Raw genomic sequence first — 26962 nt, forward strand, 5'->3', positions numbered from 1 at the left:
ACCTGAAGTGAACTACAGGTCAAGCTGGACCGGGCGGCCCCGCCGGGCGAGACTGGGGGACCCGATCCCCCAGGAGGTCGCAATGACGCGACGGGACGTCGAGTTCGACGCCGAGGGCACCACCCTGCGCGGCTGGTTCTACCGCGGGGAGGGTGCGACCGGGCGCGCCCCGACGATCGTGATGGCCCACGGCTTCTCGGCCGTGAAGGAGATGTACCTCGACGCGTTCGCCGAGGTCTTCGCGGCCGCCGGGCTCAACGCGCTGGTCTTCGACAACCGCAACTTCGGGGCCAGCGACGGCGAGCCCCGCCAGGAGATCGACCCGATCGCCCAGGTCCGCGACTACCGGCACGCGATCACCTACGCCGGCACCCTCGACGAGGTCGACGCCACCCGCATCGGTGTGTGGGGCTCGAGCTACTCCGGGGGGCACGCGCTGGTGGTCGGCGCGATCGACCGGCGGGTCAAGGCCGTGGTCGCGCAGGTGCCGCTGATCAGCGGCTCGAAGAACATCGCCGAGCTGGTCCGCGCGGACTTCCGGGCCGGGTTCCGGGAGATGTTCGACGCCGACCGCGTCGCCCGGTACGCCGGCGACCCGCCGGCCATGGTGCCCGTGGTCGCCGAGGACCCGCTGGCCCCCTCGGCGCTCCCGACGCCGGACTCGTGGACCTGGTTCACCGAGACCGGCAAGCTGCGTGCCCCCGCCTGGCGGAACGAGGTGACGCTGCGGACCGTCGAGATGCTCGGCGAGTACGAGCCCGAGGCGTACATCGCCCGGATCAGCCCGACCCCGCTGCTCATGGTCGTCGCGCGGCAGGACCACCTCACCCCCGCCCACCTGGCCATCGACGCCTACGAGAAGGCCCGCGAGCCCAAGGCGCTGGAGATCCTCCCGGGCGGCCACTTCGACGCCTACGTGAAGGACGTCGACCTCGCCGCCCCGCTGGCGCGGGACTGGTTCGTCCGTCACCTCGCCTGACGGCCACACGCTCACCGGTTCCGTGCAGCCAGGCGGCGGGAACGACCGCAGCTGCACGGAACCGGCGATCAGCGACGTCAGGCGGCCTTGTCCGCCGCCTTCTCGGCGGCGGCGATGACGTTGCGGAAGAGCATGGCGACCGTGGTGGGGCCCACCCCGCCGACCCGCGGGGTGATCGCGCCCGCGACCTCGGCGCAGGACTCGTCGACGTCCGGGAGCAGCTTCTTCCCGGAGTACCGCACCCCGCCGCCGATCACGGTCGCGCCGGGCTTCACGTGCTCGGGCTGGATGATGCCGGGCACGCCGGCCGCGGCGATGAGGATCTCCGCGCGCCTGGTATACCGGTCCCAGTCCGGCACCCCGGTGTGCACCACGGTGACCGCGGCGTTGGCGGTGGGCCGCTTCTGCGCGAGCAGCATCGCGAGCGGGCGGCCGAGGGTGGCGCCGCGGCCGAGGATGACGACCTCGCGGCCGGAGACCGGGATCTCGTGGAAGGCCAGCAGCTCCTCGATGCCCGCGGGCGTGCAGGGCAGCGGGCCGGGCAGGCCGACGGCGAGGCGCCCCATGTTCATCGGGTGCATGCCGTCGACGTCCATGTCCGGGTCGAGCTCGGCCAACGCGGCGTCGTAGTCCAGGTGGCCCGGGATCGGGTACTGGATCAGCAGGCCGTGCACCGCGGGGTCGTCGTTGTAGCCGCGGATGGCCGCGACCAGCTGCTCCTGCGTGGTGTCCTGCGGCAGGTGCGTGTGCGGCGAGTCGATGCCGAGCTCGGCGGCCTGCTTCTGCTTGATGCGGATGTAGCCGGCGGAGGCGTCGTCGTCGCCGACGAGGATCGTGGCCAGGCTGGGCGTCACGCCGCGGGCGCGCAGTGCGTCCGCCCGGGCGGTGACGTCGGCCAGGACCCGCTCGGCGACGGGCTTGCCGGGTAGCAGTCGTGCGGTCATGGGTTCCCTCGTGACGCGGGGGCCCAGGCGGTCGACCCCCGCGGACGTCAGCTCCCCGATGGTCGTTGCCATCCTCGGTATGCCGCCAGTCGCGCGTTCGCCGTGATTGTTCCACGCGGGTCCCGGGCGACGTCCACTCGTGGCCACTGCTCGCGAAGTGGCCCTTGGTGATCAGGCCACCTCGTCGGAGCATGGGACCGTGGATCTCCGCCCGCTCCCCGTCACGCACCGCCCGTTCCGCAGGCTCCCGCAGCTGCTCGCCGGCCTCGCGCTGTACGGCACCTCGATGGCGATGCAGGTCCGCGGGGCGCTCGGGCTCAACCCGTGGGACGTCCTGCACCAGGGGCTGTCGACCCGCCTGCCGCTGAGCTTCGGGCTGATCACGGCGATCACCGGGGTCGTGGTGCTGCTGCTGTGGATCCCGCTGCGGCAGCGACCCGGCATCGGGACCGTGGCCAACGTCGTCGTGATCGCCTTCGCCGTCGACGCCGCCCTGGCGCTGATCCCCGAGGCCCACACGTGGCCGGCGCGGGTGGGCCTGATGGCCGGCGGGATCGTGCTCAACGGCGTGGCCTCCGCCGCCTACATCGGCGCCCGGCTCGGTCCGGGGCCGCGGGACGGGCTGATGACGGGGATCGCCGCCCGCACCGGCCGGTCGATCCGGCTGGTGCGGACGGCGATCGAGGTCGTGGTGCTCGTGACCGGCTGGCTGCTCGGCGGCACCGCCGGGATCGGGACGGTGCTCTACGCGCTGGCGATCGGGCCGCTCACGCAGGCGTTCCTCCCGCTGTTCCGGGTGCCGACCCCCGCCCCTTCTGCGCCCGCCGCACGTACCAGCCGTTCCACACCATGAGCGCGGCGAAGGCCGCGATCCACAGTGCCTCGGTGGCGCCGACCGAGACGTCCACCGGCAGCAGGTAGACCAGCGGGATCCGGATGATCGACTCGGCGATCAGGCCCACGCCCCACACCGTGGAGGCGAGCCGGTGCCCGTGCCGGACGCGCGGGTCCGTCGCGTAGGCCTCGGCGGCCGCCGCGGCCTTCGACGGGGCGAAGCTCTCCAGCGCCGCGAGGGTCAGCGGCCGGCGCCCGCGGATCGCGGTCACGAGGAACACGACGCCGACGGACGCGGTGATCAGCGAGTTCCGCAGCAGCAGCGTGCGGGGGTCGCCGGTGGCGAAGGCCAGCACGAAGCCGATGCCGTAGACGAGCAGCATCACCATGGCGAAGGCGTTGAACCGGCGCTGGCGCACGGCGGACCAGAGGATGCGCAGGGCCGCGATCCCGGATGCGGCCAGCAGGGCGACCCAGTCCGAGGCGCCCAGCAGGTGCAGGGCGTAGTAGGCGGCGATCGGGAGGCCGACGTCGAACACCAGGCCGCGGAACATCACCCGCGGCGAGGGGATCTCGGGACGGGACGGGGCGGCGGCCATGGCGGTCATCGAACCTCCTGGGAGGGCAGGTCGGCGTCGGGGATCCACGAGCCGTGGAAGCCGGCGGGCACCCCGCGGGGCAGCGTCACCCGCGCGACGGGGGTGCCGGCGACGTCGGTCGCGTCGAGCACCAGCAGCTCCGAGGCCTTCCCGTCGCGGGTGGTGGTGATCGAGAGCAGCCAGCCGTCGGCCTCGCCGCGGCCCGGCGCCCCGGACGGGACGAACACGGCCTCGCCGGCCACGACGTCCGGCCCGAGGCCGTGGCTCGCGACGGTGCCGCGCTCGGCGTCGTGCTGGAGGATCCCGGCGGTGTCGGACACGGCGTACAGGTACCGGTTGGGCCGGCCGACCCGCTCGTCGTCGACGGTGGGGAACTCCAGGCCCTCCTCGGAGAGCTGCGCCTGGGCGACGGTCCCGTCGGCCGGGTCGATCGTCCAGCGGTGCAGGGTCGCGACGCCGGCCGCCGCGGCCTTCGCCGCGTGCCCGGACGGGCTCGGCCCGATCGCCTCCCAGGTGGCCGTGATGGCGTCGCGGGTGTAGCGGGCGACGTCGAGCACGATCCGGCCCGCCGCGTCCTCGTGGGCATTGCCGACGTGGAAGACGTAACAGGGCTCGATCTCGAACCACCGCACCTCGCCGGGGCGGTCGAGCGGCATGACGCCGAGCCGGGCGCCGTAGCCGTCGTCCCAGCCGTAGGGCAGGCCGGGCCGCATCCGGAACGTCATCGGCAGGTCGAGGAACACGGCGTGCCGGGCGGTGACGGCGAAGTCGTGCATCATCGTCGGCCCGGCGACCGGCACCTCGGCGCTCTCCACGAGCTCGCCGCCGGCCGAGAGCCGGTGGTAGGTGAGGTACGGGGGCAGCGGTGAGTAGCCGAAGAAGTGCAGGTCCCCGGTGACCGGGTCCGTCTTGGGATGCGCGGTCATCGCCGTGGTGAGGCGGCCGGCGAAGGCGTCCGGCCCGACGGTGTCGAGCTCCGGCGTCACGACGTACGGGAAGCCGTTCTCCACCAGGGCCAGGATCCGGCCGCCGTGCTCGATCACGTGCGTGTTGGCGTGGACGGCCGTGCGGTCGAAGGTGCCGTCGGGCCGCAGGAAGGGCCTGCCCTCCAGCGCGCCCGTGCGCACCCACCGGTTGCGGTACCACTCGGCGCGGCCCTCGCGCAGTCGGATGCCGTGCAGCATCCCGTGGCCCGCGAACCAGTGGCCGGGGTTCTCGCCCGGCAGCGGGTTCGGCCCGTTCCGGAGGTACCGGCCCGTGAGCTCCGGTGGGAGCGTTCCCGTGACGGGCAGGTCGACGGCCTCGATCTCGTCCGGCACCGGGGCGAGGTGGCCCTGCAGGTAGAGCGGCGTCTCCGTCGTCGTCATGGGGAGAACGGTGCACCCTGTACCCGATACATGTCAATAGTGACATGTCGTGTTCGACAGGTAGGCTGGGCGCATGTCGCTGTCGCACGCACTGCTGGGTCTGCTCTCCGTCCACCCCCGGAGCGGGTACGAGCTGACCAAGGCCTTCGAGCGCGACCTGGGCCGGTACGCCTGGCAGGCGGGCCACACGAGCATCTACCCGGAGCTGAACCGGATGGCGGAGGCCGGCCTGGTCGAGGTCACGCACGAGGGCGCCCGCGGTGCACGGACCTACGACGTCACCCCGGCGGGCCGTGAGGAGCTGCGCACCTGGCTGCTCACCCCGCCGAAGCAGGCCAAGGTCCGCAACGAGCAGGTGCTGCGGATGTTCCTGCTCTCCGCACTGGAGCCGGCCGACGCGCTCGTCGTGCTCCACCGGATCGCCGAGGCCACCGACCAGGGCGTCACCGACCTGCGGAAGGTCCGGGAGGAGCACGCCGAGGCGCCGGTGACGGGCGCGGACGGGTTCGGCCAGCTGGCGGCGGAGTTCGGGCTGCGGCAGTACGAGGCGGTCCGCGACTGGGCCCGGTGGGCGATCGAGCGCCTGGAGCGCGAGCAGGGGGCCTGAGGGCGTCCGAGAACGCCGACGGCCCCGGCGCGGGCCGGGGCCGTCGGTGTCGAGCGGTACGGGGTCAGGCCACCGCGGGGCGCTCGTCGAGCAGTTCCGGCTCGGCCGCGGCGACGGGCGTGGGCCCCTCGTCGATGTCCCCCAGCGACCACGGCCGGACGACGGTCAGCAGCACGGTCAGCGCGAGGACCTGCGCGCCGGCGATCGTCAGGCCCATGGCCAGGGCGTCGTTGCCGAGCAGGCCGACAACCGGCGAGGTCAGAGCGCCGACGCCGAACTGGACCGCACCGAGCAGGGCCGCCGCGGTCCCGGCGCGCTCGCCGTGCCGGGAGAGCGCGAGGGCCGGGGCGTTGGGCAGCGCGAGCCCGACCGAGGCCAGCACCGCCCACAGCGGCACGAGCACCCCGACGAGCCCGCCGGTCCCGGTGCCGGCGAGCACGGCCAGCACGGCCGCGGCGACGGTCCCGGAGACGCTGGCCACGAGCAGCAGCTGCCGCGGCTCGAAGCGGCGCAGCAGCGCCGCGTTGGCCTGCGTCGCGCCGATCAGGAAGACCGCGCCGGCGCCGAACAGCAGGCCGAACTGCTGGGCGTCGAGCCCGAACTGCTCCTGGAACACGAAGCTCGACCCGGAGACGTAGCCGAACATGCCGGCCATGGCGAACCCGGCGACCAGGATCAGGCCGACGAACGCCCGGTCACGCAGGAGCGTGCCGTAGGCCCTCAACGTGGGCCCGACGGCGGCGCTGCGGCGGCGCTCCGGCGGAAGCGTCTCGCCCAGGGCGAAGAACAGCACGCCCAGGATGACCAGGCCGTACCCGGCGAGCGCGACGAACACGCCCCGCCAGTCCGCGACCCGCAGCAGCTCGCCGCCCAGGGTCGGCGCGAGCACCGGGGCGGCGCCCATGACGAGCATCAGCCGCGAGAGCAGGGTGGCCGCGGCACGGCCGGTGAACAGGTCGCGGACCACGGCCATGGCGACGACCGCGCCCGCGGCGGACCCGACGCCCTGCAGCACGCGCAGGACGCCGAGCACGGCGATGGTCGGGGCCACCACGATCAGCAGCGAGGCGAGCACGTGCAGCGCGGTGCCGATCAGGAGCGGCTTGCGACGGCCGACGGCGTCGGCCAGCGGGCCGATGAAGAGCTGGCCGAGCGCCAGGCCGATCAGCGTGCCGGTCAGCGTGAGCTGCACGGTCGACGAGGTCGTCGCGAACTCGGTCACGATGCCCGGCAGTGCGGGCAGGTACATGTCGATGGTGAGCGGGCCGAGCGCGATCAGGGCGCCCAGCAGCAGGGCGGTGCGCGCGCGACCCGGCGTGGCGGGCGCCGTGGCGCGCGCGGGGGTCGCTGGTGGTGTGGGCAACGGCGGGGCCTTCCTCGTACTCACGGGTCCGGATCGCCCGGCGTCGTCGCTCGGTCGAAGTTCGTACCCGCCGGTGGTGTTCCGGGTGGTTCAAGGCCGGATGCCCGGCGTGCTGTTCCGGTTCCCCGATCAGGTGTGCCGTGGGTCACGTACTCACGAGTAGCTAGGCTCGGCCCATGCGCAGCGAGGCACGTACCGTTCGCACCCCGGACGGCCTGGACCTGGCCGTCCACGTCGCCGGGCCGGAGGGCGGCCCGGTCGTCGTCGCGGTGCACGGCTACCCCGACGACCACACGGTGTGGGACGGCGTCGTCCCCCTGCTGGCCGACACCTTCCGCGTCGTGACCTACGACGTCCGCGGCGCGGGTGCGTCGCAGGCCCCGGCGGACCGCGAGGGGTACCGGGTCGAACGGCTCGCGGCCGATCTCGTCGCGGTGCTCGACGCCGTGGCCCCCGACCGGCCGGTGCACCTGCTCGCCCACGACTGGGGCTCGATCCAGGGCTGGCACGCCGTGACCGATCCGGCGCTGCGGGCGCGGTTCGCCTCCTACACGTCGATCTCCGGCCCCGGCCTGGCGCACATCGGTGCCTTCGGCCGAAGCGCGCGCCTGCGCGACCGGCTCCGGCAGCTGCGTCGCTCCTGGTACGTCGGGTTCTTCCAGCTGCCGGTGCTGCCCGAGCTGCTCTGGCGCTCCGGGCTGGCCGGCGGGCTCGTCGCCCGCCGGGAGGGAATCCCGCGGCCGGTCGTGCGCGACGCCGTGCGCGGGCTCGAGCTCTACCGCGCCAACCTCGGCCGGGGCGGCGGGGAGCGCCGCACCGAGGTGCCGGTGCAGGTCCTGGCCCCGTCCGGGGACCGGTACGTCACCCCGGTGCTGCAGGCGAGCGCGGAGCGGTTCGTCGCGGACTTCCGGTTCCGGACGGTGGCCGGCGGGCACTGGCTGCCGCGCAGCCGCCCGGAGGTGGTGGCGCGGTGCGTGCGGGAGCAGGTCGACGCGGTGTCCGGCGAGCGGGCGGTCCCGCGGCGGGCGCCGGGCCGGTGGACCGACCGCGTCGTGCTGGTGACCGGCGCGGGCAGCGGCATCGGCCGGGCGGTGGCGCGCGGCTTCGCCCGGCGCGGCGCGGTCGTCGTCGCGGCGGACAAGGAGCTCTCGACGGCGCGGCAGACGGCCTTCGAGACCGGCGGGCACGCCTACCAGGTCGACGTCGCCGACCCCGACGCCATGGCCGCCTTCGCCGACCGGGTGTGCGCCGAGGTCGGCGTGCCCGACGTCGTGGTCAACAACGCCGGCATCGCGGTCTCGGGCCCGTTCCTCGCCCACGAGCCCGCGGACTGGCGGGCGATCGTCGACGTCAACCTGATGGGCGTGGTGCACGGCTGCCGGCTCTTCGCCGCCCGGATGCGCGAGCGCGGCGAGGGCGGGCACCTGGTCAACGTGGCCTCCGCGGCCGCGTTCACGCCGACGACCTTCCTGCCCGCCTACTGCACCACCAAGTCCGCGGTGCTGATGTTGTCGGAGTGCCTGCGCGCCGAGCTGGCGGGCGACGACATCGGCGTCACCGCCCTGTGCCCCGGCTTCCTGCCCACGGACATCGGCGGCTCGGCACGTTTCGTGGGGGTCGACGACGCGACCGCGGCCCAGCGGCGCCGCTCCACCGACCGGCTGCTCAAGCGGCGTCCGTACTCGTTGGACAAGGTGGCCGACGCGGTGATCGGCGCCGTCGAGGCGAACCGCCCGATCCAGCTGCTCACAGTGGAGAGCCGGACCGCCTACGCACTGTCCAAGGTGGCTCCCGCCGCCCTCCGCCGCGTCGCCCGCCTCCCCGCCCCGAGCTGACGCCGCATTATGGTTCCACAACGCGCGAAAACCGGCTCCAGATTCGCAGTATGGTTCCATAACGCCTGCAAAAGGGCTCGAAAACCGCAATATGGTTCCATAATGCGCGCCGGGTAGGTTCTGCTCGTGCGCGTCGACGACCTCACCACGCCCGCGTTGCTCGTCGAGCGCGGGGTCCTGCGCCGCAACCTCGACACCATGAGCGCCGCGCTCCCCGGCGCCCGGCTGCGCCCGCACGTCAAGGCGCACAAGTGCACGTCGCTGGCCCGCTGGCAGCGCGACAACGGTCATCCCGGCTTCACCTGCGCCACGATCCGCGAGTGCGAGGTCATGGCCGAGCACGGCCTGGGCGGCGACCTGTTCCTGGCCAACGAGGTCGTCGACGCGTCCCGGCTCGGCAAGCTGGTCCGCGACGGCGCCCGGATCACGCTGGCCGTCGACTCCCGGGAGACGATCGCGGCGGCCTTGCGCGGCAACGTCCTCGAGGTGGTGATCGACGTCAACGTCGGCCTGCCGCGCTGCGGCTGCCCGCCGGAGAAGGCCGGTGAGCTGGCCGATCTGGCCCGGCGCAACGGTCTCGAGGTGCGCGGGGTGATGGGCTACGAGGGCCACCTGATGATGGCCCAGCCCGCCGAGGAACGGCGCCGGCTCGTGCGCGAGGCGATGGAGAAGCTCGCGGCCGCGGCCCGCGACGTCGGCGGCGAGCTCGTGAGCGCCGGCGGCACCGGCACCTACGACGTCAACGAGTGGGCCACGGAGATCCAGGCCGGCTCGTACGCGCTGATGGACAGCGCCTATACCCAGCTCGGGCACCCGTTCGAGCAGGCGCTGTTCGTGCTGGGCACGGTGATCTCGGTGTCGGCGGAGTGGGCGGTCGTCGACGTCGGGCTCAAGGCGCTGGGCATGGACCACGGCAACCCGACGATCCCCGGCGCCCACGTCTGGTTCTGCTCCGACGAGCACACCACCTTCGCCCCCGGCGACCTGCGGCTGCGGGTGGGCGACCGGATCCGGGTGGTGCCCGCCCACGTCGACCCGACCGTCGCGCTGCACGAGGCGATGTGGCTGGTCGACGGCGAGCAGGTCGCCGAACGCTGGGCCGTGGACATGCGAGGCTGGTGACCGTGCTGGTCCCGCGGCTGCGTCCCTTCACCTCCACGATCTTCGCGGAGATCACCCAGCTCGCCGTGCGCACCGGCGCGATCAACCTGGGGCAGGGCTTCCCCGACACGGACGGGCCGCCCTCCTTGCTGGCCGACGCCGCCGCGGCGATCACCGAGGGCGGGTTCAACCAGTACCCGCCGGCGCCTGGGCTGCCGGCGCTGCGCGAGGCGGTGGCGGCGCACCAGGAGCGCTTCTACTCCCTCGACGCCGGGGACGTGCTGGTCACCACGGGGGCCACCGAGGCGATCGCCTCCGCGGTGATCGCGCTCTGCGGGCCCGGGGACGAGGTCGTCGTCTTCGAGCCGTACTACGACTCGTACCCCGCGGTGATCGCGATGGCCGGGGCCACCCGTCGGACCGTCCCGCTGCGCGCCCCGGACTTCCTGCCCGACCCGGCCGAGCTGCGCGCGGCGTTCGGGCCGCGGACGCGGGCGGTGCTGGTCAACACCCCGCACAATCCCACCGGCGCGGTGTTCGGCCCGGACACGCTGCGTGCGATCGGGGACCTCGCGATCGCGCACGACGCCGTGGTGATCACCGACGAGGTCTACGAGCACATGACCTTCGGGGCCGACCACGTGCCGATGGCGACGCTGCCGGGCATGGGCGAGCGCACCCTCACGGTCTCGAGCGCGGGCAAGACCTTCTCGGTGACGGGCTGGAAGATCGGCTGGGTGCACGGGCCGGCCGAGCTCGTCGCGGCCGTCCGGGCGGTGAAGCAGTTCCTGACCTTCGCCGGCGGCGCACCGTTCCAGCCCGCCGTCGCGAACGCGCTGGCCCTGCCCGACGCGGTGTTCGCGGCGATCTCCGGCGCCCTCCGGCCGAAGCGTGACCTGCTGACCGAGGGCCTGCGCGAGGCCGGGATGCGGGTGTTCGAGCCCGGCGGCACGTACTTCGTGGTCGCCGACCTCGCCCCGCTGGGCGTGACCGACGCCGCCGCCTACGCCCGCGCCATGCCCGAGCGCCTCGGTGTGGCCGCGGTGCCGGTCAGCGTGTTCTGCGACGACCCGCATCTCGCCCCGACCCTGCTGCGCTTCGCCTTCTGCAAGCGGGACGAGGTGCTCCGCGAGGCGGTCACCCGCATGCATCGCACGATGGCGCCATGACGCACCTCGAGTAGGTCAGAGAAGTGCAGTATGGCTCCATAACGCGCCCAGACCAGGGCCTGAAGCGCAGTGTGGCTCCATAACGCGCCCAGACCAGGGCCTGGAGCGCAGTAGGGAGCCCTACTGCGCTCAGCTCCCAACGCGCTCGGCCGGGTTGCGGGAGTTCGGGGCGGTGACCGAGCCCTTCATGAGGAAGCCGCCGACGACCAGCACCTCGCCGGAACCGCACCGTCGTGGCTTGCCGAAAGACGTGTCCGGGCTCACGCAGGCGTGATGATCCCGGTTCACGCTCGCTCGAGGCGGACGACGACCCATTTCGAGGTAGGGGTGCCGGATTCGAGAGCCTGGGAGTCGAGGGGAACGAGGGGGTTGGTCTCGGGGTAGTAGGCGGCGACGCAGCCCTTGGGGGTGTCGTAGGAGACGAGCCGGAAGTTCTCCGCCCGCCGCTCGATCCCGTCGTCCCATTCGGAGACGAGGTGGACGTGGTCGCCGTCGCGGTACCCGAGCTCGGCGAGGTCGTCGGGGGAGATGAACACGACGCGGCGGCCGGAGCGGATGCCGCGGTAGCGGTCGTCGAGGCCGTAGACGGTGGTGTTGAACTGGTCGTGGCTGCGCAGGGTCTGCAGCACGAGCCGGCCTGCGGGTACGGACTGGACCTGCAGGGGGCTGACGGTGAACACGGCCTTGCCCTGCGCGGTGGGGAAGGTGCGGGTGTCGCGGGGCGGGTGCGGGAGGGTGAACCCGCCGCGGCGGCTGATCTTCTCGTCGTAGGCCTCGCAGCCGGGCACGACCCGGCCGATGCGCTCGCGGATGCGGGCGTAGTCGGTGGCGAACTCGGCCCACGGGATGCCGTACCGGTCACCCAGGGTCGCGTGCGCGATGCCGCAGAGGATGTCGACCTCGGAGCGCAGCAGGGGGCCGGCGGGGGTGGCGCGGCCGCGGGAGGCGTGCACCGCGGACATCGAGTCCTCGACGGTGACGCGTTGGACCAACCCGCCGGTGCGGTCCTGCTCGGTGCGCCCGAGGGTAGGCAGGACGAGGGCGTCGTGGCCGGCGGTGAGATGGCTGCGGTTGAGCTTGGTGGAGATCTGCACGGTCAGCGCGGCGGAGCGCAGCGCGGCCTCGGTGACGTGGGTGTCGGACATGGCGGCGGCGAAGTTGCCGCCCAGCCCGATGAACACCTTCGCCTGCCCGTCGCGCAGGGCGCGGACCGCGGCGGCGGCGTCGTGGCCGTGTGCGCGCGGGGGTTCGAAGCCGAACTCGGCGCCGAGGGCGTCGAGGAAGGTGTCGGGGGCCTTCTCCCAGATGCCCATGGTGCGGTCGCCCTGGACGTTGGAGTGCCCGCGGACCGGGCAGAGCCCCGCGCCGGGCTTGCCGATCATGCCCTGGAGCAGGGCGACGTTGACGAACTCACAGATCGTGGCGACGGCGTTGCGGTGCTGGGTGATGCCCATGGCCCAGCAGTTCACGATCCGCTGCGAGGTCGCGAACAGCTCCGCCACGGCCTCGATCTGCGCCCACTCGAGGCCGGTGGCGGCGAGCACGGCGTCCCGGTCGAGCTCGCGGATGTGGGCGGCCCAGGCGTCGAACCCGACGGTGTGGCGGGCGACGAAGTCCCGGTCCACGGCGCCGCGCTCGAGCAGCAGGTGGCCGATGGCCTGCCAGAGGGCGAGGTCGCCGCCCGAGCGGATCTGCAGGTAGGTGTCGGCGAGTCCGGTGCCGCGCCCGGTCAGCCCCTTCGGGGTCTGCGGGTTGTCGAAGCGCAGCAGCCCGGCCTCGCGCAGCGGGTTGATCGCCAGGATCTTCGCGCCGTTCTGCTTGGCGATCTCCAGCGCGGAGAGCATGCGCGGGTGGTTCGTGCCCGGGTTCTGCCCGGAGATCACGATCAGGTCGGCCTCGTGGATGTCCTGGAGGGACACCGAGCCCTTGCCGATGCCGATGGTGCGGGCCAGCCCGACCGAGGTGGACTCGTGGCACATGTTCGAGCAGTCCGGCAGGTTGTTGGTGCCGAACGCGCGGGCGAAGAGCTGGTAGACGAACGCGGCCTCGTTGGAGGCGCGCCCGGAGGTGTAGAACAGCGCCTCGTCCGGCGAGTCCAAGGCCTGCAGGTGCTCGGCGACCAGCGCGAACGCCGCGTCCCAGGAGATCGGCTCGTAGTGGTCGGCGCCGGCCCGGCGGACCATCGGCTCGGTGAGCCGGCCCTGCTTCTCCAGCCAGTGGTCCGACTGCCGGGCCAGCTCGGAGATCGGGTGCGCGGCGAAGAACGCCGCGTCGACGCGGGCGCGCTGACCCTCCCACGAGACGGCCTTGGCGCCGTTCTCGCAGAACTCCGCGGTGTGCCGGTGATCGGTCGGGTCGGGCCAGGCACACGACATGCAGTCGAAGCCGTCGACCTGGTTGAGCGTCAACAGGTTCCGCGCGGACTTCACCGGGCCCATCTGCCGCAGCGCCCGCGCCATCGACACCCGCACCGCCTTCAGCCCCGCCGCGTGGGTGGCCGGGCGGCCCACCCGCAGCCGGGACTCCTCGGCATCGACACGGGCATCCACGTCGGCGCCGAGGTCGGCGCCGACATGGATGCCGAGGTCGGCACCGGCACCGGGTGTGACGTCGGGGGTGGTGGACACGGGGGAACCTCCGGGGAGCGTGCGGGCCGGTGGGGACCCGGCCTAGCCGAGTCTAGTTCGACGTCTCAGAGCAGGACGAGGAGCGCGACCACGAGCAGCAGCACGCAGAACCCGAGGAGGGCGGCGAGCACCACGCCCGGGCGCTCCAGCGGCGACCGCAGCCGGGTCCAGCCCAGGCCCGCGGCGGCGTCGTCGACGATCCGGTGGCCCTCGGCGCCCGCCGCGTCGGCGGCCTCGGGGCGGCGGCCGAAGCCGGTGAGAAGCGAGCGCCGGTCGCCGGGCTCCTCCGGTGCCCCGGGCACGGCGACCCGGGCGTCGGTGACCCGGTAGGTGCCGCCGGCCGCGTCGAGCACGACCCGGTGGGTCAGGGTCTCCGGACGGCGGCGGCCGCGTGCCCCGGGCGGGCTCAGGACCTCGGCGACCAGCTCGAACCCGTCGGCCGTGGCGTGGACCGCGTACGGCGTGCCCTTCGCCGCCCTGCGGACGCGGGCGAGCAGGGCCGCGGGATCGTGCGCCATGGTCCGAGCCTGCCCGTTCAGGCCGCGGGGGAGGCGTCGGCCCCGGTCCGGCCGCAGGCGGCCAGCATGTCGAGCCCGAGGCCCAGCTCCGTGGCCAGCGCGGCGACCGTGAAGAACGCCGGGGTGGGGATCCGCCCGGTCTCGATCTTGCGCAGCGTCTCGGGCGAGATGTCCGCGGCCGCGGCGACGTCGCCGATGCTGCGGTCGCCCCGGGCGGCGCGCAGCAGGGCGCCCAGCCGCTCGCCGCGCTCGCGGTCCTCGGGGGTCAGGGGGACGCGGACCATCCCGTCATACTAATACCGGTATAGTTATCGAACGTGATCGAGCTGAAGACGCCCGGGGAGATCGACGCGATCGACGCCGCCGGGTCCGTGGTCGCCCGCATCCTCGCCGCGGTCCGCGAGCGGGCGGCGCCCGGTGTCCGGCCGAGCGAGCTGGACGCGCTGGCCGCCGACATGATCGCCGAGGCCGGGGCCGTGTCGAGCTTCCGCGGCTACCACCCGCGCTGGGCGCCCGGGCCGTACCCCGGGGTGCTCTGCGTCAGCGTGAACGACGCGGTGGTGCACGGGATCCCGTCGCGCACGAAGCTCCGCGAGGGCGACCTGCTCAGCGTCGACTTCGCCGTCCACCTCGACGGCTGGTGCGCCGACGCCGCCTTCAGCGTGGTCGTCGGGAGCGGGGACCCGGCTGACGAGAAGCTGATCGCCACCACCGAGGCGGCCCTCGAGGCGGGCATCGCCGCGGCGCAGCCGGGCGTGCAGATGGGCGACGTCGGGCATGCGATCGGGCAGGTCGCGCGCGGCGCGGGGTACGGGATGCTCGCCGACCACGGCGGCCACGGCGTCGGCCGGTCCATGCACGAGGAGCCGCACGTGCCGAACGAGGCCAAGCCGCGCCGCGGCCTGCGGCTGCGCCCGGGCCTCGTGATCGCGATCGAGCCGATGCTGCACGCCGGTGGCAAGGACGCCTACCGGCACGACCGGGACGGCTGGACCATCCGCACCGCCGACGGCAGCCGCGCCGCGCACGCCGAGCACACCATCGCCATCACCGAGAACGGCCCGCGGATCCTCACCCTCCCCTGAGCGAGTCGGCACCTTCCGGCCACCGAACCGCGCACCCCGGGACATCCCGGAATGTGGGGTTCGGTCGCGGGAAGTGCCGACCCGCGGGAGCAGGGTCGGTTGCGGAGGCCGGTCAGTCGCGGGTGAGGCCGTCGGCGAGCAGGCCCACGCCGATCCCGGCGAGCCAGACGTCCTTGGCGATGCCCAGGCCCTGCTGGCTCGGCCACACGCTGCCCGGCCGGCGCATGCCCGGGACCCGGAAGTAGAGGCCGAGCAGGCCGCCCGCGAACGCGGTGAGCAGTGCCCCGCCGACCGCCGCGGGGACGAACGGGGTGAGCAGCGCGACGCCGGTGGCGATCTCCCCCGCCGCGAGCGCCTTCGTGAACTGCTCCTGCGGGATCCGCTTGAGGAACGGGTAGGCGGTGGTCGCCATGCCGTACACGCCCGCGGCCTGCTCCGGGCCGGCCTTCCACTTCTCCAGGCCGGAGTGGAGCACGAAACCGCCGCTGCTGATCCGTCCGGGCAGCTCCCGGAGCTTCGCCAACGCCATGCCCGGACGCTAACACAAGTGGGGAACACTCCCCGTTTCGTCGGTTACGGTGTGCGGCGTGACACTGCGCGCCGACGCCGAGCGCAACCGCCGCGCCCTCGTGGCGGCCGCCCGCGCCGTGTTCGGGGAACAGGGGCTGCAGGCGCCGTTCGACGAGATCGCCCGCCGCGCCGGGGTCGGCAACGCCACGCTCTACCGCCGCTTCCCCACCCGGCGCGCCCTGGTCGCGGCCGTGTTCGCGGAGCGGATGGCGGACTTCGCCCGGGCCGCCGAGGAAGCGCTCGCCGAGCCCGACCCGTGGACCGGGTTCCGGACCTACGTGCTCACGGTGCTGCGCATGCAGGCCGCCGACCGGGGCCTCGCCGACCTGCTCACGCTGAGCGTTCCCGCCGAGCCCGACCTGGAGGCCCTGCGCGCCCGGGTCCAGGCCGGGCTGGCCGGGCTGGTGGACCGGGCGCAGCGCTCGGGCGACCTGCGCGCGGACGTCACGCCCGAGGACCTGCCGCTGCTCCTCATGGCCAACGCCGGGCTGGTCCACCGCACCGCCGAGGCGGCGCCGCACGCGTGGGAGCGGTTCGCCGCCTTCGTGCTCGACGGGCTGCGCGCCCCCGCCGCGTCGGCCCCGGCCCCGCCCGGTCCGTCCCGGGAGGCCCTGGCGCAGTCGATGCGGGCGGGCGCGGCGCGCCTGGGGTGCGTCGAGTGACGGCGCCGCTCCCGCTCTGGTCCGGCGGGTGACCGCTCGTGCAGGATGCGTGGCGTGTCCGACGTCGTGCAGTTCACCCCGCAGACCACCGAGGCGATCGCCCGCGCCCGCCAGCACTCGCTCGGCGACCTGTTGCGCCGCACCGCGTTGCGCTACCCGGACAAGCTCGCGGTGGTCGCGGGCGGGCGCCGGGCGAGCTTCGCCGAGTTCGACACCGCCGTGAACCGCTGCGCGAACAACCTGGCCGCCAAGGGCCTGACCAAGGGCGACCGGCTGGCGCTGCTGTCGCACAACTCCTGGCAGTTCGCCGTGCTCGCCTTCGCCACCGCCCGGCTCGGGGTGGTGCTGGTGCCGGTGAACTTCATGCTGAACGCCGAGGAGATCGCGTTCATCCTCGGCCACTCCGGTGCCTCGGGCATGGTCACCGAGGACGCGCTGGCCCCGACCGCGGAGAAGGCGCTCGCCTCGGCCGGGCTCACCGGCGGGGTGCGCGGGTGGATCTCGCTCTCGGGTGCGGCTCCGACCGGTGACTGGGAGGACGTCGACACCTGGATCGACTCGGGCCCGGACGCCCCGCCCGAGGTCCTGGTGGCCGACGACGACCCGCTGCGGCTGATGTACACCTCGGGCACCGAGTCGCGGCCCAAGGGCGTGATGCTGTCGTCGAAGTCGCTGATCAGTCAGTACGTGTCCTGCGCGATCGACGGCGGGATGAGCGTCGACGACGTCGAGGTCCACACCCTGCCGATGTACCACTGCGCGCAGCTGGACTGCTTCTTCTCCGTCGACGTCTACCTGGGCGCCACCTCGATCATCCTGCCGAACCCGGAGCCGGCTCGGCTGCTCGAGACGATCGAGCGCGAGAAGGTCACCAAGCTGTTCTGCCCGCCCACGGTGTGGATCTCGCTGCTGCGCCACCCGGACTTCGACACCCGCGACCTGTCCAGCCTGCGCAAGGGCTACTACGGCGCCTCGGCGATGCCGGTGGAGGTGCTCAAGGAGCTGTCCCGGCGGCTGCCCGACGTGCAGTTCTGGAACTTCTACGGCCAGACCGAGATGTCGCCGCTGGCCACGATCCTGCGCCCGCACGAGCAGCTGCCGCACGCCGGCTCGGCCGGCCGCGCATCGCTCAACGTCGAGACCCGCGTGGTCGACGACGAGGACAACGAGGTCCCGCCGGGCGTGGTCGGCGAGATCGTGCACCGGTCCCCGCACGCCGCGTCGGGTTACTACAACGACGAGGAGAAGACCGCCGCGGCGTTCCGGAACGGCTGGTTCCACTCCGGGGACCTGGGCGTGGTCGACGCCGACGGCTACCTCGCCGTCGTCGACCGGAAGAAGGACATGATCAAGACCGGCGGGGAGAACGTCGCCTCCCGCGAGGTCGAGGAGGCCCTGTACCTGCTCGAGGGCGTGGCCGAGGTGGCGGTGTTCGGCATCAGCCACCCGCACTGGATCGAGGCGGTGACCGCGGTCGTCGTGCCGAAGCAGGGGGTGGAGCTCACGCGCGAGCAGGTCGACGCGCACGCCCGGGAGGTCCTCGCCGGGTACAAGCGGCCCAAGTACGTGGTGTTCGCCGAGGCCCTGCCGAAGAACCCCAGCGGCAAGATCCTCAAGAAGGACCTGAGGGTACAGCACGCCGACCTGGCAAACGAGGTCTAGCGAACGATCGTTCAGCCCGCTACAAACGGGGCATGCGCAGCGCGGCGACGGTGGTGTGACGTGTACCCGGGGACGTGGGCGAAGGAGCGGCCGGACCATCCGGCCACGATCATGACCGGCGGTCCGCTGGACGGCCGGGTGCAGACCTACGGCGAGCTGGACGAGCGCTCGATCCGGCTCGCCCGGGTCTTCGCCGAGACCGGTCTGACCCGGGGTGACCACGTCGCCGTCGTCCTGGAGAACCGGCCGGAGGTCTTCGAGGCGTACTGGGCGGCGGTCCGGTCGGGCCTGATCGTCACCGCCGTGAACAGCCACCTCACGCCGGCCGAGGTCGCGTACATCGTGGACGACTGCGACGCCCGGGTGCTCGTGGTCTCGGCGAACCTGCCGGGGATCGCCGAGGGCGTGGTCGCGGACACGCCCAGGGTGCGCCGGCGGCTCGCCGTCGGCGGCGCGGTCCCCGGCCACGAGGACTACGAGGCGGCGCTGGCCGCGGTGTCCGCCGATCCGCTCGACGACGAGCCGGTCGGCATGGACATGCTCTACTCCTCCGGCACCACCGGCCGTCCGAAGGGGATCACCCGGGAGCTGCCGGAGCGCCGGGTGCACGAGCCCGGCGACGCGATGCTGGAGATCTTCGCCCCCGTCTACGGCTTCGACCGGGACACCGTCTACTACTCGCCCGCGCCGCAGTACCACTCCGCGCCGCTGCGGTTCGGCGCGATGACCCACGCGGTCGGCGGCACGCTGGTGGTCGCGGAGCGGTTCCGGCCGGAGCAGGCGCTCGCGGACATCGAGAAGTACCGGGTCACGCACAGCCAGTGGGTGCCCACGATGTTCGTCCGGATGCTGAAGCTCGACGACGAGGTCCGCGCCCGCTACGACCTGTCCTCGCTGAAGGTCGCGGTGCACGCGGCGGCGCCGTGCCCGGTCGAGGTCAAGCGCAGGATGATCGAGTGGTGGGGCCCGGTGCTCCAGGAGTACTACAGCTCCACCGAGTCCCCCGGGCAGACCCGGATCACGTCCGAGGAGTGGCTGCGGCACCCCGGCTCGGTCGGCCGCGCGACCGTCGGGATCCTGCACGTCTGCGGGGAGGACGGGAAGGAGGTCGGGCCGGGCGAGGTCGGCACCGTCTACTTCGAGACCGACCGGCCGCTGTTCGTCTACCACAACGACCAGGACAAGACCGCGGACTCGCGGCACCCGGAGCACCCGGACTGGGCCACGACCGGCGACCTCGGGTACGTCGACGAGGACGGCTGGCTCTACCTCACCGACCGCAAGGCCTTCATGATCATTTCGGGCGGGGTGAACATCTACCCGCAGGAGATCGAGGACGCGCTGGCCCTGCACCCAGCGGTGCGGGACGTCGGGGTGATCGGGATCCCGGACGAGGAGATGGGCGAGCAGGTCAAGGCCGTCGTCGAGACCGCCGAGGGCGCGGTTCCGGGCCCGGAGCTCGAGAAGGAGATCCTGGAGTTCGTCCGGGGCCGGATCGCGCACTACAAGTGCCCGCGCACGGTGGACTTCACCGACGCCCTGCCCCGCACGCCCACGGGCAAGCTCGTCAAGCGGCGGATCGTGGAGCGCTACCGCTGACCGGGTTCACGGCAGGGGTGGCGCCCACTCGCTGAGGAGGTCGGCGAGGTCGTCCAGGCCGGTGAGGGAGAGGTCGCCGCGCAGGCCGCGCAACGCGGCGGTGCGGGCGCCGGCGGCCCGTCCCGCCGCCAGCCCGGGCTCGGTGTCCTCGACGACCAGGCACGCCGCGGGATCCACGCCGAGCGCCTTCGCGGCGCGGAGGTAGCCCTCCGGGTCGGGCTTGCCGGCGGAGATGTCCTCGCTGGTCACGAGCACCGTGGGTGGGGTGATGCCGGCCGCGCGCAGCCGGACGTCGGTCAGCCGGCGGTCGGCGCTGGTGACGACGGCCCAGGGCAGCCCGAGGACGTCGAGCAGGCCGAGCAGGCGACGCGCGCCGGGGATCTCGCGGACGTCGTCGAGGTCGGTGTACTGCAGCTCGAGCTGGCGGGCGGCCGCCGCGGCGACGCCCGCCTCGTCCAGGTCGGGCCGGGCCTCGCGCACCGTGGGCGCCGACGGGCGGCCGTGCGCCACGGCGAGCACGGCCTCCGGATCCGCGCCGTACTCGGCCGACCAGGTCCGCCACGCCCGCTCCACCGCGCCGTCGGAGTCGACGAGCGTGCCGTCCATGTCGAACAGCACCGCCCGCAGATCGTCCAGGTCCATGCCCGCACGGTATCCGGGGTGGACGCCCGGGCGGTGGGGTCCGGTCGGTGGCGTCGAGAAGGAGCTGAGGGCTGGATCGGGCCGCGCAGCGAGCCCTGAGCTCCTGATCACGGGAGAAGCCCGGCGGAATAGGGGGAGGGGGTATGTGGTTCTGCCCGGCGAAGGGAGGCTGCGATGGAGAACGCACTGATCTACCGCCTGGCCGAGGGGAGCCTGGAGGCCGGACGGCCGCTGGAGGCCCTCGAGCTGCTGGCCCCGTTGGTCGACGAGCTGCGCGACACCGCGGCCGGGGCCCTGCTCCTCGGGCGGGCGTACTACCGGTCCGCGCAGCTGCGCCGGGCCGAGGAGACGCTGACCCGGGCCGTCGCGCTCGCGCCGAGCGACCCGTACGCCCGGTACCTGCTCGGGCGCACGCTGCAGCGGCAGAGCCGGCACGCCGACGCCCTGCCGCACCTGCGGCTGGCCGCCGCGCAGGACCCGGCCTACGCCGAGGACCGCGACGCCTGTGCCGCGCGCCTGGCGGGCTGATCGTCCGGTGGTCGACGAACGGCGCTCCCGCTCACCGAGGTGAGGGGAGCGCCGTTCGTGTCCTCGGGCAGGTTCAGGGAACGCGAAGCTGGTCCGGAACCTGTGCGTTGCCGGTGTCCTGCCCGGTGGTGGGCGCCGTGGTCCGGGTGGTCGGGGCCGGCTGAGTGCGGGTCGGGCGGGTGCGGGTGGTCGGCGGAACCGTGGTGGGTGCCGGGGCGACCGTGGTGGTGGGAGCCGGGTTGGGGGTCGCGACCGGCTCCACCGGGGCGACGGGGACCACGACCCGGGCGGGGGCCCGGGTGGTCGTGGTGACAGGAGCCTTGGTGGTGGTCCGGGGTGCGGCCTCGGCGATCTGCTCCGGCGGCGGGGCGATCTCGTTCGTGTCGACCGTGTCACTCGCCTCGGCGGGGCTGGCGCCGCCGAGCAGCGGGATCTCCATCAGCGGTCCCCGGTTGCCGGCGGCCAGGCTGATCCCGACGACCGCGAGGAACACGACGCACACCGCGACCACGCTGTACACGCCGAACTTGATGCCGCGGGTGCGGCGCCCGCGCTCGTCGACGAACACCGGGCGCACCGAGGCGATGGCCGTGGTGGCGTCGACCGGGGACTCGGCCGCCAGCTCCGCCTGCCGCCGGGCCGAGATCGCCGTGGTCGCCTCGACCGCAGGCGCGCCGGCGTGCGCGGTGGCGGCGGGGTCGACGGGCCCGGCGACGGCGGTCGCATCCCACGCCTGCGCCGCCCCGACCCGGGTCGCGGCGGCGTCCCACCCGCCGACGCGGGTCGCGTCGGCCTCCCATGTCGGGGCCTGCCCGACGCGGGTGGCGTCGTCCTCCCGGGCCGGCCCGTCGGCCCGCCCGGACCGGTCGGAACCGGCCGGCCACCCGGGCGTGCCCAGCGGCGGGGCCGGGGAACCCAGCGGCGCGTCGTCCAGGTCGTCGAGCGGTCGGCGGGGAGCCGGGACGGAGCGCAGGGCGCGCGTCTCGTCGTCGATCATGGGGTGACGTCCTCCGGGGGAGCGAGGCCCGCGCTCACGTCGCGGGTTGTCCGGATGAAGGCGAAGCGGGTCTGGGGGATCCCGCTGCACGCGTAGGACGCGGTGGCGGTGCCGGGGCAGTCGCCGTTGTCGCGTCCCACGGACCACAGGCCGACGGCGCCGATGCCGCGGTCTCGGGCGACCCCGACGACGCGCGCGGCGTCGGCGAGGGTGGTGACCGGACCCGTGTCGTTCCGGCCGAGCATGAGGGTCACGCCGGTTCGCGACGGGTCGCGGCCCAGCTGTCCGACGATCGTGTCCGTGGCCCGGAGCATCGCTCCCGACCAGTCGCCCTCGTCGGGGAAGTTCATGACCATCGCGTTGACCCGGGCGTCGACGCCGTGGGCCGCCACCGTGCGGGCCAGGTCGAGCGCGGCAGGCGTGAGGCCCTGGGCGGCGTCGTGCACCGGCAGGGTCAGCGTGACGTCGATGCCCTGGAGCAGGCCGAGCGCGCCCGCGACCTTCTCCGCGTCGATCCCGGTCTCCACGTCGACGTCGAGCCGCGTGGCGCCGACCGACGCCAGGGCGGCGCGGTAGGCCCCGGCCAGTGCGCCGGCGTCCGTGCAGGTGTTCTCGAGGTAGGTGCCGGTCGCCCCGCCGGTGGCCACCGTGACCTGCTCGAGCGAGCGGGCCGCCTCGACCACGACGGGGTCGGTGATCGGCGTCTCGCCGCCCCAGGACGGGGTGCAGCTCCCGTCCGCCGACAGCACGAAGGCGAGGACCGCCGAGCGGACCCCGGTCTGCGCGACCATGTCGGGCAGCGGCGAGGGACGCAGCGAGACGTCGACGTACGGCAGCACCTCGGGCGCCACCTTCGGCGGCGGCGGAGCCGGGTCAGCCGTGGGGGCGCTGCACGCGAGCAGCGCGGCGCCTAGGGCGAGCGGCAGCGCGAACAGCGCGACCGACCGCCGGCGCACGCGAGATCGCCGCATGGGGCGTCCTCCACCGGATGGACCAACAGGGAGCGGGCGACGGCTACTCCACGCGGCTTCGGGGAGCCGCACGGGCGCAACCGCCGTGCTACTCGTCCATCGAAAGAGTGATGAGGACCGTTACGGCATCGAGCGACGTGTGACGCTCAGCCCTCGGAGGCAACCCCGGCTCAGCCCACCATCTCCGGCACCGACGCCGTGGCGCCGCTCTCCGCGGCCGGGTCCTCCAGCAGCGGGCAGGCGATCCAGCCCTCGGGGATGCCGAAGCCGTCCACCAGCAGCCGCGCGTGCGGCCGCAGCTCGGCGCACAGCGCGTTGACCGCGGCGACCACGGAGCGGGTCTCGGCCGCGGTCAGCCGCCCGTGCTCGAGGTACCAGGCGCGGTCCCGCTCGACCGTCGCGAGCGCGTGCAGGTCGCACACCGTCTCCAGCAGCGCCTTCACCGCCGGGTCCGCGGTCCGTTCGATCCCGGCGACGAACGCGTCGAACACCAGGACGTCGACGTGGGCACGGGCGGCGTCGAGCAGGTGGTCCTGCGCGGCGTTGAAGATGCCGAACTGGTCCGCGCCCTTCTTCAGCGCCGGCCGCAGCCGCCGCGCGACACCCGCGAGCAGGTGCTCGGCCCGGTCCGCGAGCAGCCGGCGCTGCTCGGCGCGGTCCCGCGGGCGGAAACCGCGGCCGGGGAGCCGCCGCGGCAGCTTGTTGACGCCGGTCCGCTCCGCAGCGGCGTCGAGGGCCTGGCTGCCGACGAATCGGGCCAGCCCGAGCGGCGAGAGCTTCTGCACACCCTTGCCGTAGTCCGCGAGCAGGTTCTTGGCGAGCAGCTGGAGCAGGACGGTGTTGTCGCCCTCGAAGGTGGTGAAGACGTCCGTGTCCGCCTTGAGCTGCGGGAGCAGGTTCTCCGAGAGGTACCCGGCGCCGCCGCACGCCTCGCGGCAGGTCTGGATGGTGTGCGTGGCGTGCCAGGTGCCGATCGCCTTGATGCCCGCGGCCCGGCTCTCCAGGTCGCGTTGCGCCTTCTCGTCCGGCTGGGCCCCCTGCTGATCGGTCCCGGGCGCCTGCAGCCGGTGCATCTCGGCGACCAGGTCGTCCTGGGCGAACTGCAGCGCGTAGGTGGTGGCCAGGGCAGGCAGCAGCTTCCGCTGGTGGGCGCGGTAGTCGAGGATCGCGGTCTCCTGCCCGGTGCCCGGGTCGGCGAACTGGCGGCGGCGCTCGCCGTAGCGGACCGCCAGGGCCAGGGCCTTCTGCGACGCACTGCCGGCACCGCCCGCCACGCTGATCCGGCCGCGCACCAGCGTGCCGAGCATGGTGAAGAAGCGGCGGCCCTCGTTCTCGATCGAGCTGGTGTAGGTGCCGTCGGCCGAGACGTCGGCGAACCGGTTGAGCAGGGCCTCGCGCGGCACGCGCACGGAGTGGAAGGTGAGCCGCCCGTTGTCGACGCCGTTGAGCCCGGCCTTGTGCCCGCAGTCGCCGATCTCGACGCCGGGCATCGCGGCGCCGGCGTCGTCGCGGATCGGGACCAGGAAGGCGTGCACGCCGTGGGTCTCCCCGCGCGTGACGAGCTGGGCGAACACGACCGCCATCCGGCCGTCGCGTGCCGCGTTGCCGATGTAGTCCTTGCGCGCCCCCGGTTCCGGGGTGTCGATCACGAACTCCTCGGCGACCGGGTCGTAGGTGGCCGTGGTGCGCAGGTGCTGGACGTCGGACCCGTGGCCGGTCTCGGTCATGGCGAAGCAGCCCAGCAGCTCGCCGTCCATGATCTGCCGCAGGTGGCGCTCGTGGTGCCGCCGGGTGCCGAGGACCTGCACGGCGCCGCCGAACAGGCCCCACTGCACCCCGGCCTTGACCAGCAGGGACAGGTCGCCGTAGCCGAGCGCCTGGAACGCGGTGACGACGCCGCCGACGTCGCCCTTGCCGCCGTAGTCGGGCGAGAAGCCCGTGTGCGGCTGACCGGTGGCGGCGAGCTCGTGGACGAGCTCGAGGACCTTCGCCCGGTACTCCTCGCGCGACAGGTCGGGGTCGACCGGCCGGAACCGGGACATCTGCTCCCGGACCGAGCTCCGGACGTCGGCCCAGCGGCCGTCGAGGGTGGAGCGGAGCGCGTCCACGGACGGGGTCATGCGGTGCCTCCTGCGGTGCCGGTGCTCGCGTCGCGGGCGGCGCGAGGTGAGGTCGCCAGGCCGGCGAGTCCGGTCCAGGCGAGATCGGTGAGACGGGCGGTGAGCTCGTCGCGGGTGATGCCGGTGGGGCGGGCGAGCCAGTCGTCGGCGGCCCCGCGGACCATCCCGACGAGGGCGTGGCCCCACGTGCGCGCGGCCGACGCGCCGGGCAGGTGTGCCTCCATGGCCTCGGCGACCTGGTCGCCGATCACGGTCACCAGGTCGGTGACGGGGTCGGCGCCGGCGACCACGGCGCCGAGGAGCGGGCGCTGTACCACGAACCGGTACACCTCGCGGTCGGACTCGATCAGCCGGAGGTACGCGTCGATGCCCGCGGCGACGGTGGCGTGCGGGCCGGCGCCCTCGGCCAGCGCCCGGTCGGTCGCCCGCCGGATCTGCCCGGTCAGCACGCGCGCGACCGCGTGGCAGACCGCCGTGTACAGCCCCGCCCGGTCCCGGAAGTGCCGGTAGACGGCGGTCTTCGAGGTGCCCGCGGCGGCCGCGATCTCGTCCATCCCGACACCGGCCCCGTGCTGCCGGATCGCCGCGACGGTGGTACCGACGAGCTCGGCACGGCGCTGTTCGCGGTGGGCGTCCCACCGGGAGTCGCGCCGGTCCCGGGCCACGTCGACGGGCGGCTGCGCGAGCTCCGCCTCCGACTTCATGAAACCGACGGTACCCGGTACTGTGGGTTCTGGCTACTCGTGGGTAATGCCCGCGAGCACTGCAGGGCCCATCCGCACAGGAGGGCTCATCCGCACAGGAGGGAACGCCATGCCGTCCACACCGCGGCGCGCCGCCGTCATCGGGGGCAACCGGATCCCGTTCGCGCGCGCCAACGGTCGCTATGCCCGCGCCTCGAACCTGGACATGCTCACCACCACGCTCGACGGGCTGGTGGCCCGCCACGGGCTGGCGGGCGAGCGGTTGGGCGAGGTGGTCGCCGGTGCCGTGCTCAAGCACTCCCGCGACTTCAACCTCACCCGCGAAGCGGTGCTCGGCTCGCGGCTGGCCCCGTCCACCCCGGCCTACGACGTGCAGCAGGCCTGCGGCACCGGCCTCGAGGCCGCGATCCTCGTGGCGAACAAGATCGCGCTGGGGCAGATCGAGAGCGGTGTCGCGGGCGGGGTCGACACCGCGAGCGACGCCCCGATCGCCGTCAACGAGGACCTGCGCAGGGTGCTCGTCGCGATCAACGGCGCGCGGACGGTGCAGCAGCGGGTGAAGCTGCTGGCCAAGCTGCGGCCGGGGCAGATCGTCCCGGACATCCCGCGCAACTCCGAGCCGCGTACCGGCCTGTCCATGGGGGAGCACGCGGCGATCACGGCGAAGGAGTGGGGCGTCTCCCGCGAGGCGCAGGACGAGCTGGCCGCGGCCAGCCACCGCAACCTCGCCGCCGCCTACGAGCGGGGGTTCCTCGACGATCTGGTCACCCCGTACCTGGGCCTGACCCGCGACGACAACCTGCGCCCGGACTCGTCGGTCGAGAAGCTGGCGAAGCTCAAGCCCGTGTTCGGGACGCAGTTCGGCGACGACGCCACGATGACCGCGGGCAACTCGACCCCGCTGACCGACGGCGCCGCGCTGGCCCTGCTCGGCTCGGACGAGTGGGCCGCCGCGCACAAGCTGCCGGTGCTGGCCCACTTCGTCGACGCCGAGACCGCCGCCGTCGACTATGTGCACGGGCGGGACGGGCTGCTCACCGCGCCGGTCTACGCCGTGCCACGGCTGCTCGAACGCAACGGCCTCACCCTGCAGGACTTCGACTTCTACGAGATCCACGAGGCCTTCGCCTCCACGGTGCTGGCCACCCTCAAGGCCTGGGAGGACGTCGAGTTCGCCAAGGACCGGCTCGGGCTCGACGCCCCGCTCGGCCCGATCGACCGGTCGCGGCTCAACGTCACGGGCTCGTCGCTCGCGGCCGGACACCCGTTCGCCGCGACCGGCGGCCGGATCGTCGCCACCCTGGCGAAGCTGCTGCACGAGAAGGGCACCGGGGAGGGCGGGCGGAAGGCCCGCGGGCTGATCTCGATCTGCGCCGCCGGCGGCCAGGGCGTCGTCGCGATCCTCGAGGCGGCCTGACATGACGACCGACGCACTCTCTCCCACGGAGGAGACATGAGCACCGACGACGCACTCGTTCC

Annotated in this window: 26 protein-coding genes and 1 riboswitch; of the genes, 12 read left to right on the forward strand and 14 right to left on the reverse strand. The window is 73.8% G+C overall.

What is annotated here, in order from left to right:
* Window positions 1-82 precede the first annotated feature (82 nt).
* Window positions 83-979 carry an alpha/beta hydrolase gene (locus tag LWC35_RS00095; protein ID WP_232867613.1) on the forward strand — a complete coding sequence of 299 codons (897 nt, stop codon included), beginning with the start codon at window positions 83-85 and terminating at the stop codon, window positions 977-979.
* Window positions 980-1056: 77 nt separating this feature from the next.
* On the opposite strand, the gene LWC35_RS00100 is transcribed toward LWC35_RS00095, so the two are convergent.
* Complete coding sequence (locus LWC35_RS00100) at window positions 1057-1923, reverse strand: bifunctional 5,10-methylenetetrahydrofolate dehydrogenase/5,10-methenyltetrahydrofolate cyclohydrolase (protein ID WP_232867615.1); 867 nt, start codon at window positions 1921-1923, stop codon at window positions 1057-1059.
* Between the two features lie 14 nt (window positions 1924-1937).
* A riboswitch (ZMP/ZTP riboswitch) is annotated at window positions 1938-2024 on the reverse strand.
* A gap of 98 nt (window positions 2025-2122) precedes the next feature.
* Between LWC35_RS00100 and yczE the strand changes: the two genes are divergently transcribed.
* A complete protein-coding gene (gene yczE / locus LWC35_RS00105; protein WP_232867617.1) occupies window positions 2123-2776 on the forward strand; it encodes a membrane protein YczE in 654 nt (217 codons plus the stop codon).
* Here the strand turns inward: yczE and LWC35_RS00110 are convergent.
* Window positions 2691-3365 (reverse strand): VC0807 family protein, encoded by a 675-nt coding sequence (locus LWC35_RS00110; RefSeq protein ID WP_232867619.1) that lies wholly within the window; start codon window positions 3363-3365, stop codon window positions 2691-2693. The genes yczE and LWC35_RS00110 overlap by 86 nt on opposite strands.
* Window positions 3362-4723, reverse strand: coding sequence for a carotenoid oxygenase family protein (locus LWC35_RS00115; RefSeq protein ID WP_232867621.1), 1362 nt, complete (start codon window positions 4721-4723; stop codon window positions 3362-3364). The genes LWC35_RS00110 and LWC35_RS00115 overlap by 4 nt, the downstream gene beginning before the upstream one ends.
* A 73-nt stretch (window positions 4724-4796) precedes the next feature.
* On the opposite strand from LWC35_RS00115, the gene LWC35_RS00120 reads away from it, so the two are divergent.
* Window positions 4797-5330 carry a PadR family transcriptional regulator gene (locus LWC35_RS00120; protein ID WP_232867623.1) on the forward strand — a complete coding sequence of 178 codons (534 nt, stop codon included), beginning with the start codon at window positions 4797-4799 and terminating at the stop codon, window positions 5328-5330.
* A gap of 64 nt (window positions 5331-5394) precedes the next feature.
* Here LWC35_RS00120 and LWC35_RS00125 read toward each other — a convergent pair whose 3' ends face one another.
* Complete coding sequence (locus LWC35_RS00125) at window positions 5395-6693, reverse strand: multidrug effflux MFS transporter (protein ID WP_232867624.1); 1299 nt, start codon at window positions 6691-6693, stop codon at window positions 5395-5397.
* Window positions 6694-6869: 176 nt separating this feature from the next.
* On the opposite strand from LWC35_RS00125, the gene LWC35_RS00130 reads away from it, so the two are divergent.
* The 3 genes from LWC35_RS00130 (at window position 6870) to LWC35_RS00140 (ending at window position 10798) form a co-directional block, all read left to right on the forward strand.
* Window positions 6870-8528 (forward strand): SDR family oxidoreductase, encoded by a 1659-nt coding sequence (locus tag LWC35_RS00130; protein WP_232867626.1) that lies wholly within the window; start codon window positions 6870-6872, stop codon window positions 8526-8528.
* 126 nt (window positions 8529-8654) lie between these two features.
* A complete protein-coding gene (locus LWC35_RS00135) occupies window positions 8655-9650 on the forward strand; it encodes an alanine racemase (protein ID WP_232867636.1) in 996 nt (331 codons plus the stop codon).
* 2 nt (window positions 9651-9652) lie between these two features.
* A complete protein-coding gene (locus LWC35_RS00140) occupies window positions 9653-10798 on the forward strand; it encodes a pyridoxal phosphate-dependent aminotransferase (RefSeq protein ID WP_232868040.1) in 1146 nt (381 codons plus the stop codon).
* Between the two features lie 129 nt (window positions 10799-10927).
* Here LWC35_RS00140 and LWC35_RS38805 read toward each other — a convergent pair whose 3' ends face one another.
* The 4 genes from LWC35_RS38805 to LWC35_RS00155 all read right to left on the reverse strand — a co-directional run bounded on the left by LWC35_RS38805 (window position 10928) and on the right by LWC35_RS00155 (window position 14227).
* Window positions 10928-11062 (reverse strand): hypothetical protein, encoded by a 135-nt coding sequence (locus LWC35_RS38805; RefSeq protein WP_269803348.1) that lies wholly within the window; start codon window positions 11060-11062, stop codon window positions 10928-10930.
* A gap of 20 nt (window positions 11063-11082) precedes the next feature.
* Entirely contained in the window at window positions 11083-13347 is a 2265-nt protein-coding gene (locus tag LWC35_RS00145; RefSeq protein WP_232868041.1) for an FdhF/YdeP family oxidoreductase, read from the reverse strand.
* 143 nt (window positions 13348-13490) lie between these two features.
* Window positions 13491-13943 carry a hypothetical protein gene (locus LWC35_RS00150; RefSeq protein WP_232867638.1) on the reverse strand — a complete coding sequence of 151 codons (453 nt, stop codon included), beginning with the start codon at window positions 13941-13943 and terminating at the stop codon, window positions 13491-13493.
* A 17-nt stretch (window positions 13944-13960) separates the two neighbouring features.
* Window positions 13961-14227 carry a helix-turn-helix domain-containing protein gene (locus LWC35_RS00155; RefSeq protein WP_232867639.1) on the reverse strand — a complete coding sequence of 89 codons (267 nt, stop codon included), beginning with the start codon at window positions 14225-14227 and terminating at the stop codon, window positions 13961-13963.
* A 33-nt stretch (window positions 14228-14260) separates the two neighbouring features.
* On the opposite strand from LWC35_RS00155, the gene map reads away from it, so the two are divergent.
* Entirely contained in the window at window positions 14261-15028 is a 768-nt protein-coding gene (gene map / locus LWC35_RS00160; RefSeq protein WP_232867642.1) for a type I methionyl aminopeptidase, read from the forward strand.
* Window positions 15029-15140: 112 nt separating this feature from the next.
* Here map and LWC35_RS00165 read toward each other — a convergent pair whose 3' ends face one another.
* Window positions 15141-15557, reverse strand: coding sequence for a hypothetical protein (locus tag LWC35_RS00165; RefSeq protein ID WP_232867644.1), 417 nt, complete (start codon window positions 15555-15557; stop codon window positions 15141-15143).
* 58 nt (window positions 15558-15615) lie between these two features.
* Here LWC35_RS00165 and LWC35_RS00170 point away from each other — a divergent pair, with 58 nt between their 5' ends.
* Genes LWC35_RS00170 through LWC35_RS00180 form a run of 3 tightly spaced genes read left to right on the forward strand, consistent with a single transcriptional unit; the run spans window position 15616 to window position 19521 of the window.
* Window positions 15616-16260, forward strand: coding sequence for a TetR/AcrR family transcriptional regulator (locus tag LWC35_RS00170; protein ID WP_232867646.1), 645 nt, complete (start codon window positions 15616-15618; stop codon window positions 16258-16260).
* A gap of 54 nt (window positions 16261-16314) precedes the next feature.
* Entirely contained in the window at window positions 16315-17922 is a 1608-nt protein-coding gene (locus tag LWC35_RS00175; RefSeq protein ID WP_232867648.1) for an acyl-CoA synthetase, read from the forward strand.
* A 60-nt stretch (window positions 17923-17982) separates the two neighbouring features.
* Window positions 17983-19521: an acyl-CoA synthetase gene (locus LWC35_RS00180; protein ID WP_232867650.1), complete on the forward strand. Its 1539-nt coding sequence runs from the start codon at window positions 17983-17985 to the stop codon at window positions 19519-19521.
* A gap of 6 nt (window positions 19522-19527) precedes the next feature.
* Here the strand turns inward: LWC35_RS00180 and LWC35_RS00185 are convergent, their stop codons facing one another.
* Window positions 19528-20163 carry an HAD-IA family hydrolase gene (locus LWC35_RS00185; protein WP_232867651.1) on the reverse strand — a complete coding sequence of 212 codons (636 nt, stop codon included), beginning with the start codon at window positions 20161-20163 and terminating at the stop codon, window positions 19528-19530.
* Between the two features lie 174 nt (window positions 20164-20337).
* Here LWC35_RS00185 and LWC35_RS00190 point away from each other — a divergent pair, with 174 nt between their 5' ends.
* Complete coding sequence (locus tag LWC35_RS00190) at window positions 20338-20691, forward strand: tetratricopeptide repeat protein (protein ID WP_232867653.1); 354 nt, start codon at window positions 20338-20340, stop codon at window positions 20689-20691.
* Between the two features lie 73 nt (window positions 20692-20764).
* On the opposite strand, the gene LWC35_RS00195 is transcribed toward LWC35_RS00190, so the two are convergent.
* From LWC35_RS00195 to LWC35_RS00210, 4 genes are all read right to left on the reverse strand, one after another.
* A complete protein-coding gene (locus LWC35_RS00195; RefSeq protein ID WP_232867654.1) occupies window positions 20765-21688 on the reverse strand; it encodes a hypothetical protein in 924 nt (307 codons plus the stop codon).
* Window positions 21685-22659 (reverse strand): glycoside hydrolase family 18 protein, encoded by a 975-nt coding sequence (locus tag LWC35_RS00200; protein ID WP_232867655.1) that lies wholly within the window; start codon window positions 22657-22659, stop codon window positions 21685-21687. The genes LWC35_RS00195 and LWC35_RS00200 overlap by 4 nt, the downstream gene beginning before the upstream one ends.
* A 170-nt stretch (window positions 22660-22829) precedes the next feature.
* Window positions 22830-24779: an acyl-CoA dehydrogenase family protein gene (locus LWC35_RS00205; protein WP_232867658.1), complete on the reverse strand. Its 1950-nt coding sequence runs from the start codon at window positions 24777-24779 to the stop codon at window positions 22830-22832.
* On the reverse strand, window positions 24776-25483 hold the full coding sequence (locus tag LWC35_RS00210; RefSeq protein ID WP_232867660.1) for a TetR family transcriptional regulator: 708 nt from the start codon (window positions 25481-25483) through the stop codon (window positions 24776-24778). Before LWC35_RS00210 ends, LWC35_RS00205 begins: the two co-directional genes overlap by 4 nt.
* Window positions 25484-25592: 109 nt before the next feature.
* On the opposite strand from LWC35_RS00210, the gene LWC35_RS00215 reads away from it, so the two are divergent.
* Window positions 25593-26900, forward strand: a complete 1308-nt coding sequence (locus LWC35_RS00215) for an acetyl-CoA C-acetyltransferase (RefSeq protein WP_232867662.1) — start codon at window positions 25593-25595, stop codon at window positions 26898-26900.
* The last annotated feature ends 62 nt before the right edge of the window (window positions 26901-26962 follow it).

Origin of the sequence: Pseudonocardia kujensis (assembly GCF_021283305.1) — a bacterium.
In the GTDB taxonomy this organism is placed as follows: domain Bacteria; phylum Actinomycetota; class Actinomycetes; order Mycobacteriales; family Pseudonocardiaceae; genus Pseudonocardia; species Pseudonocardia kujensis.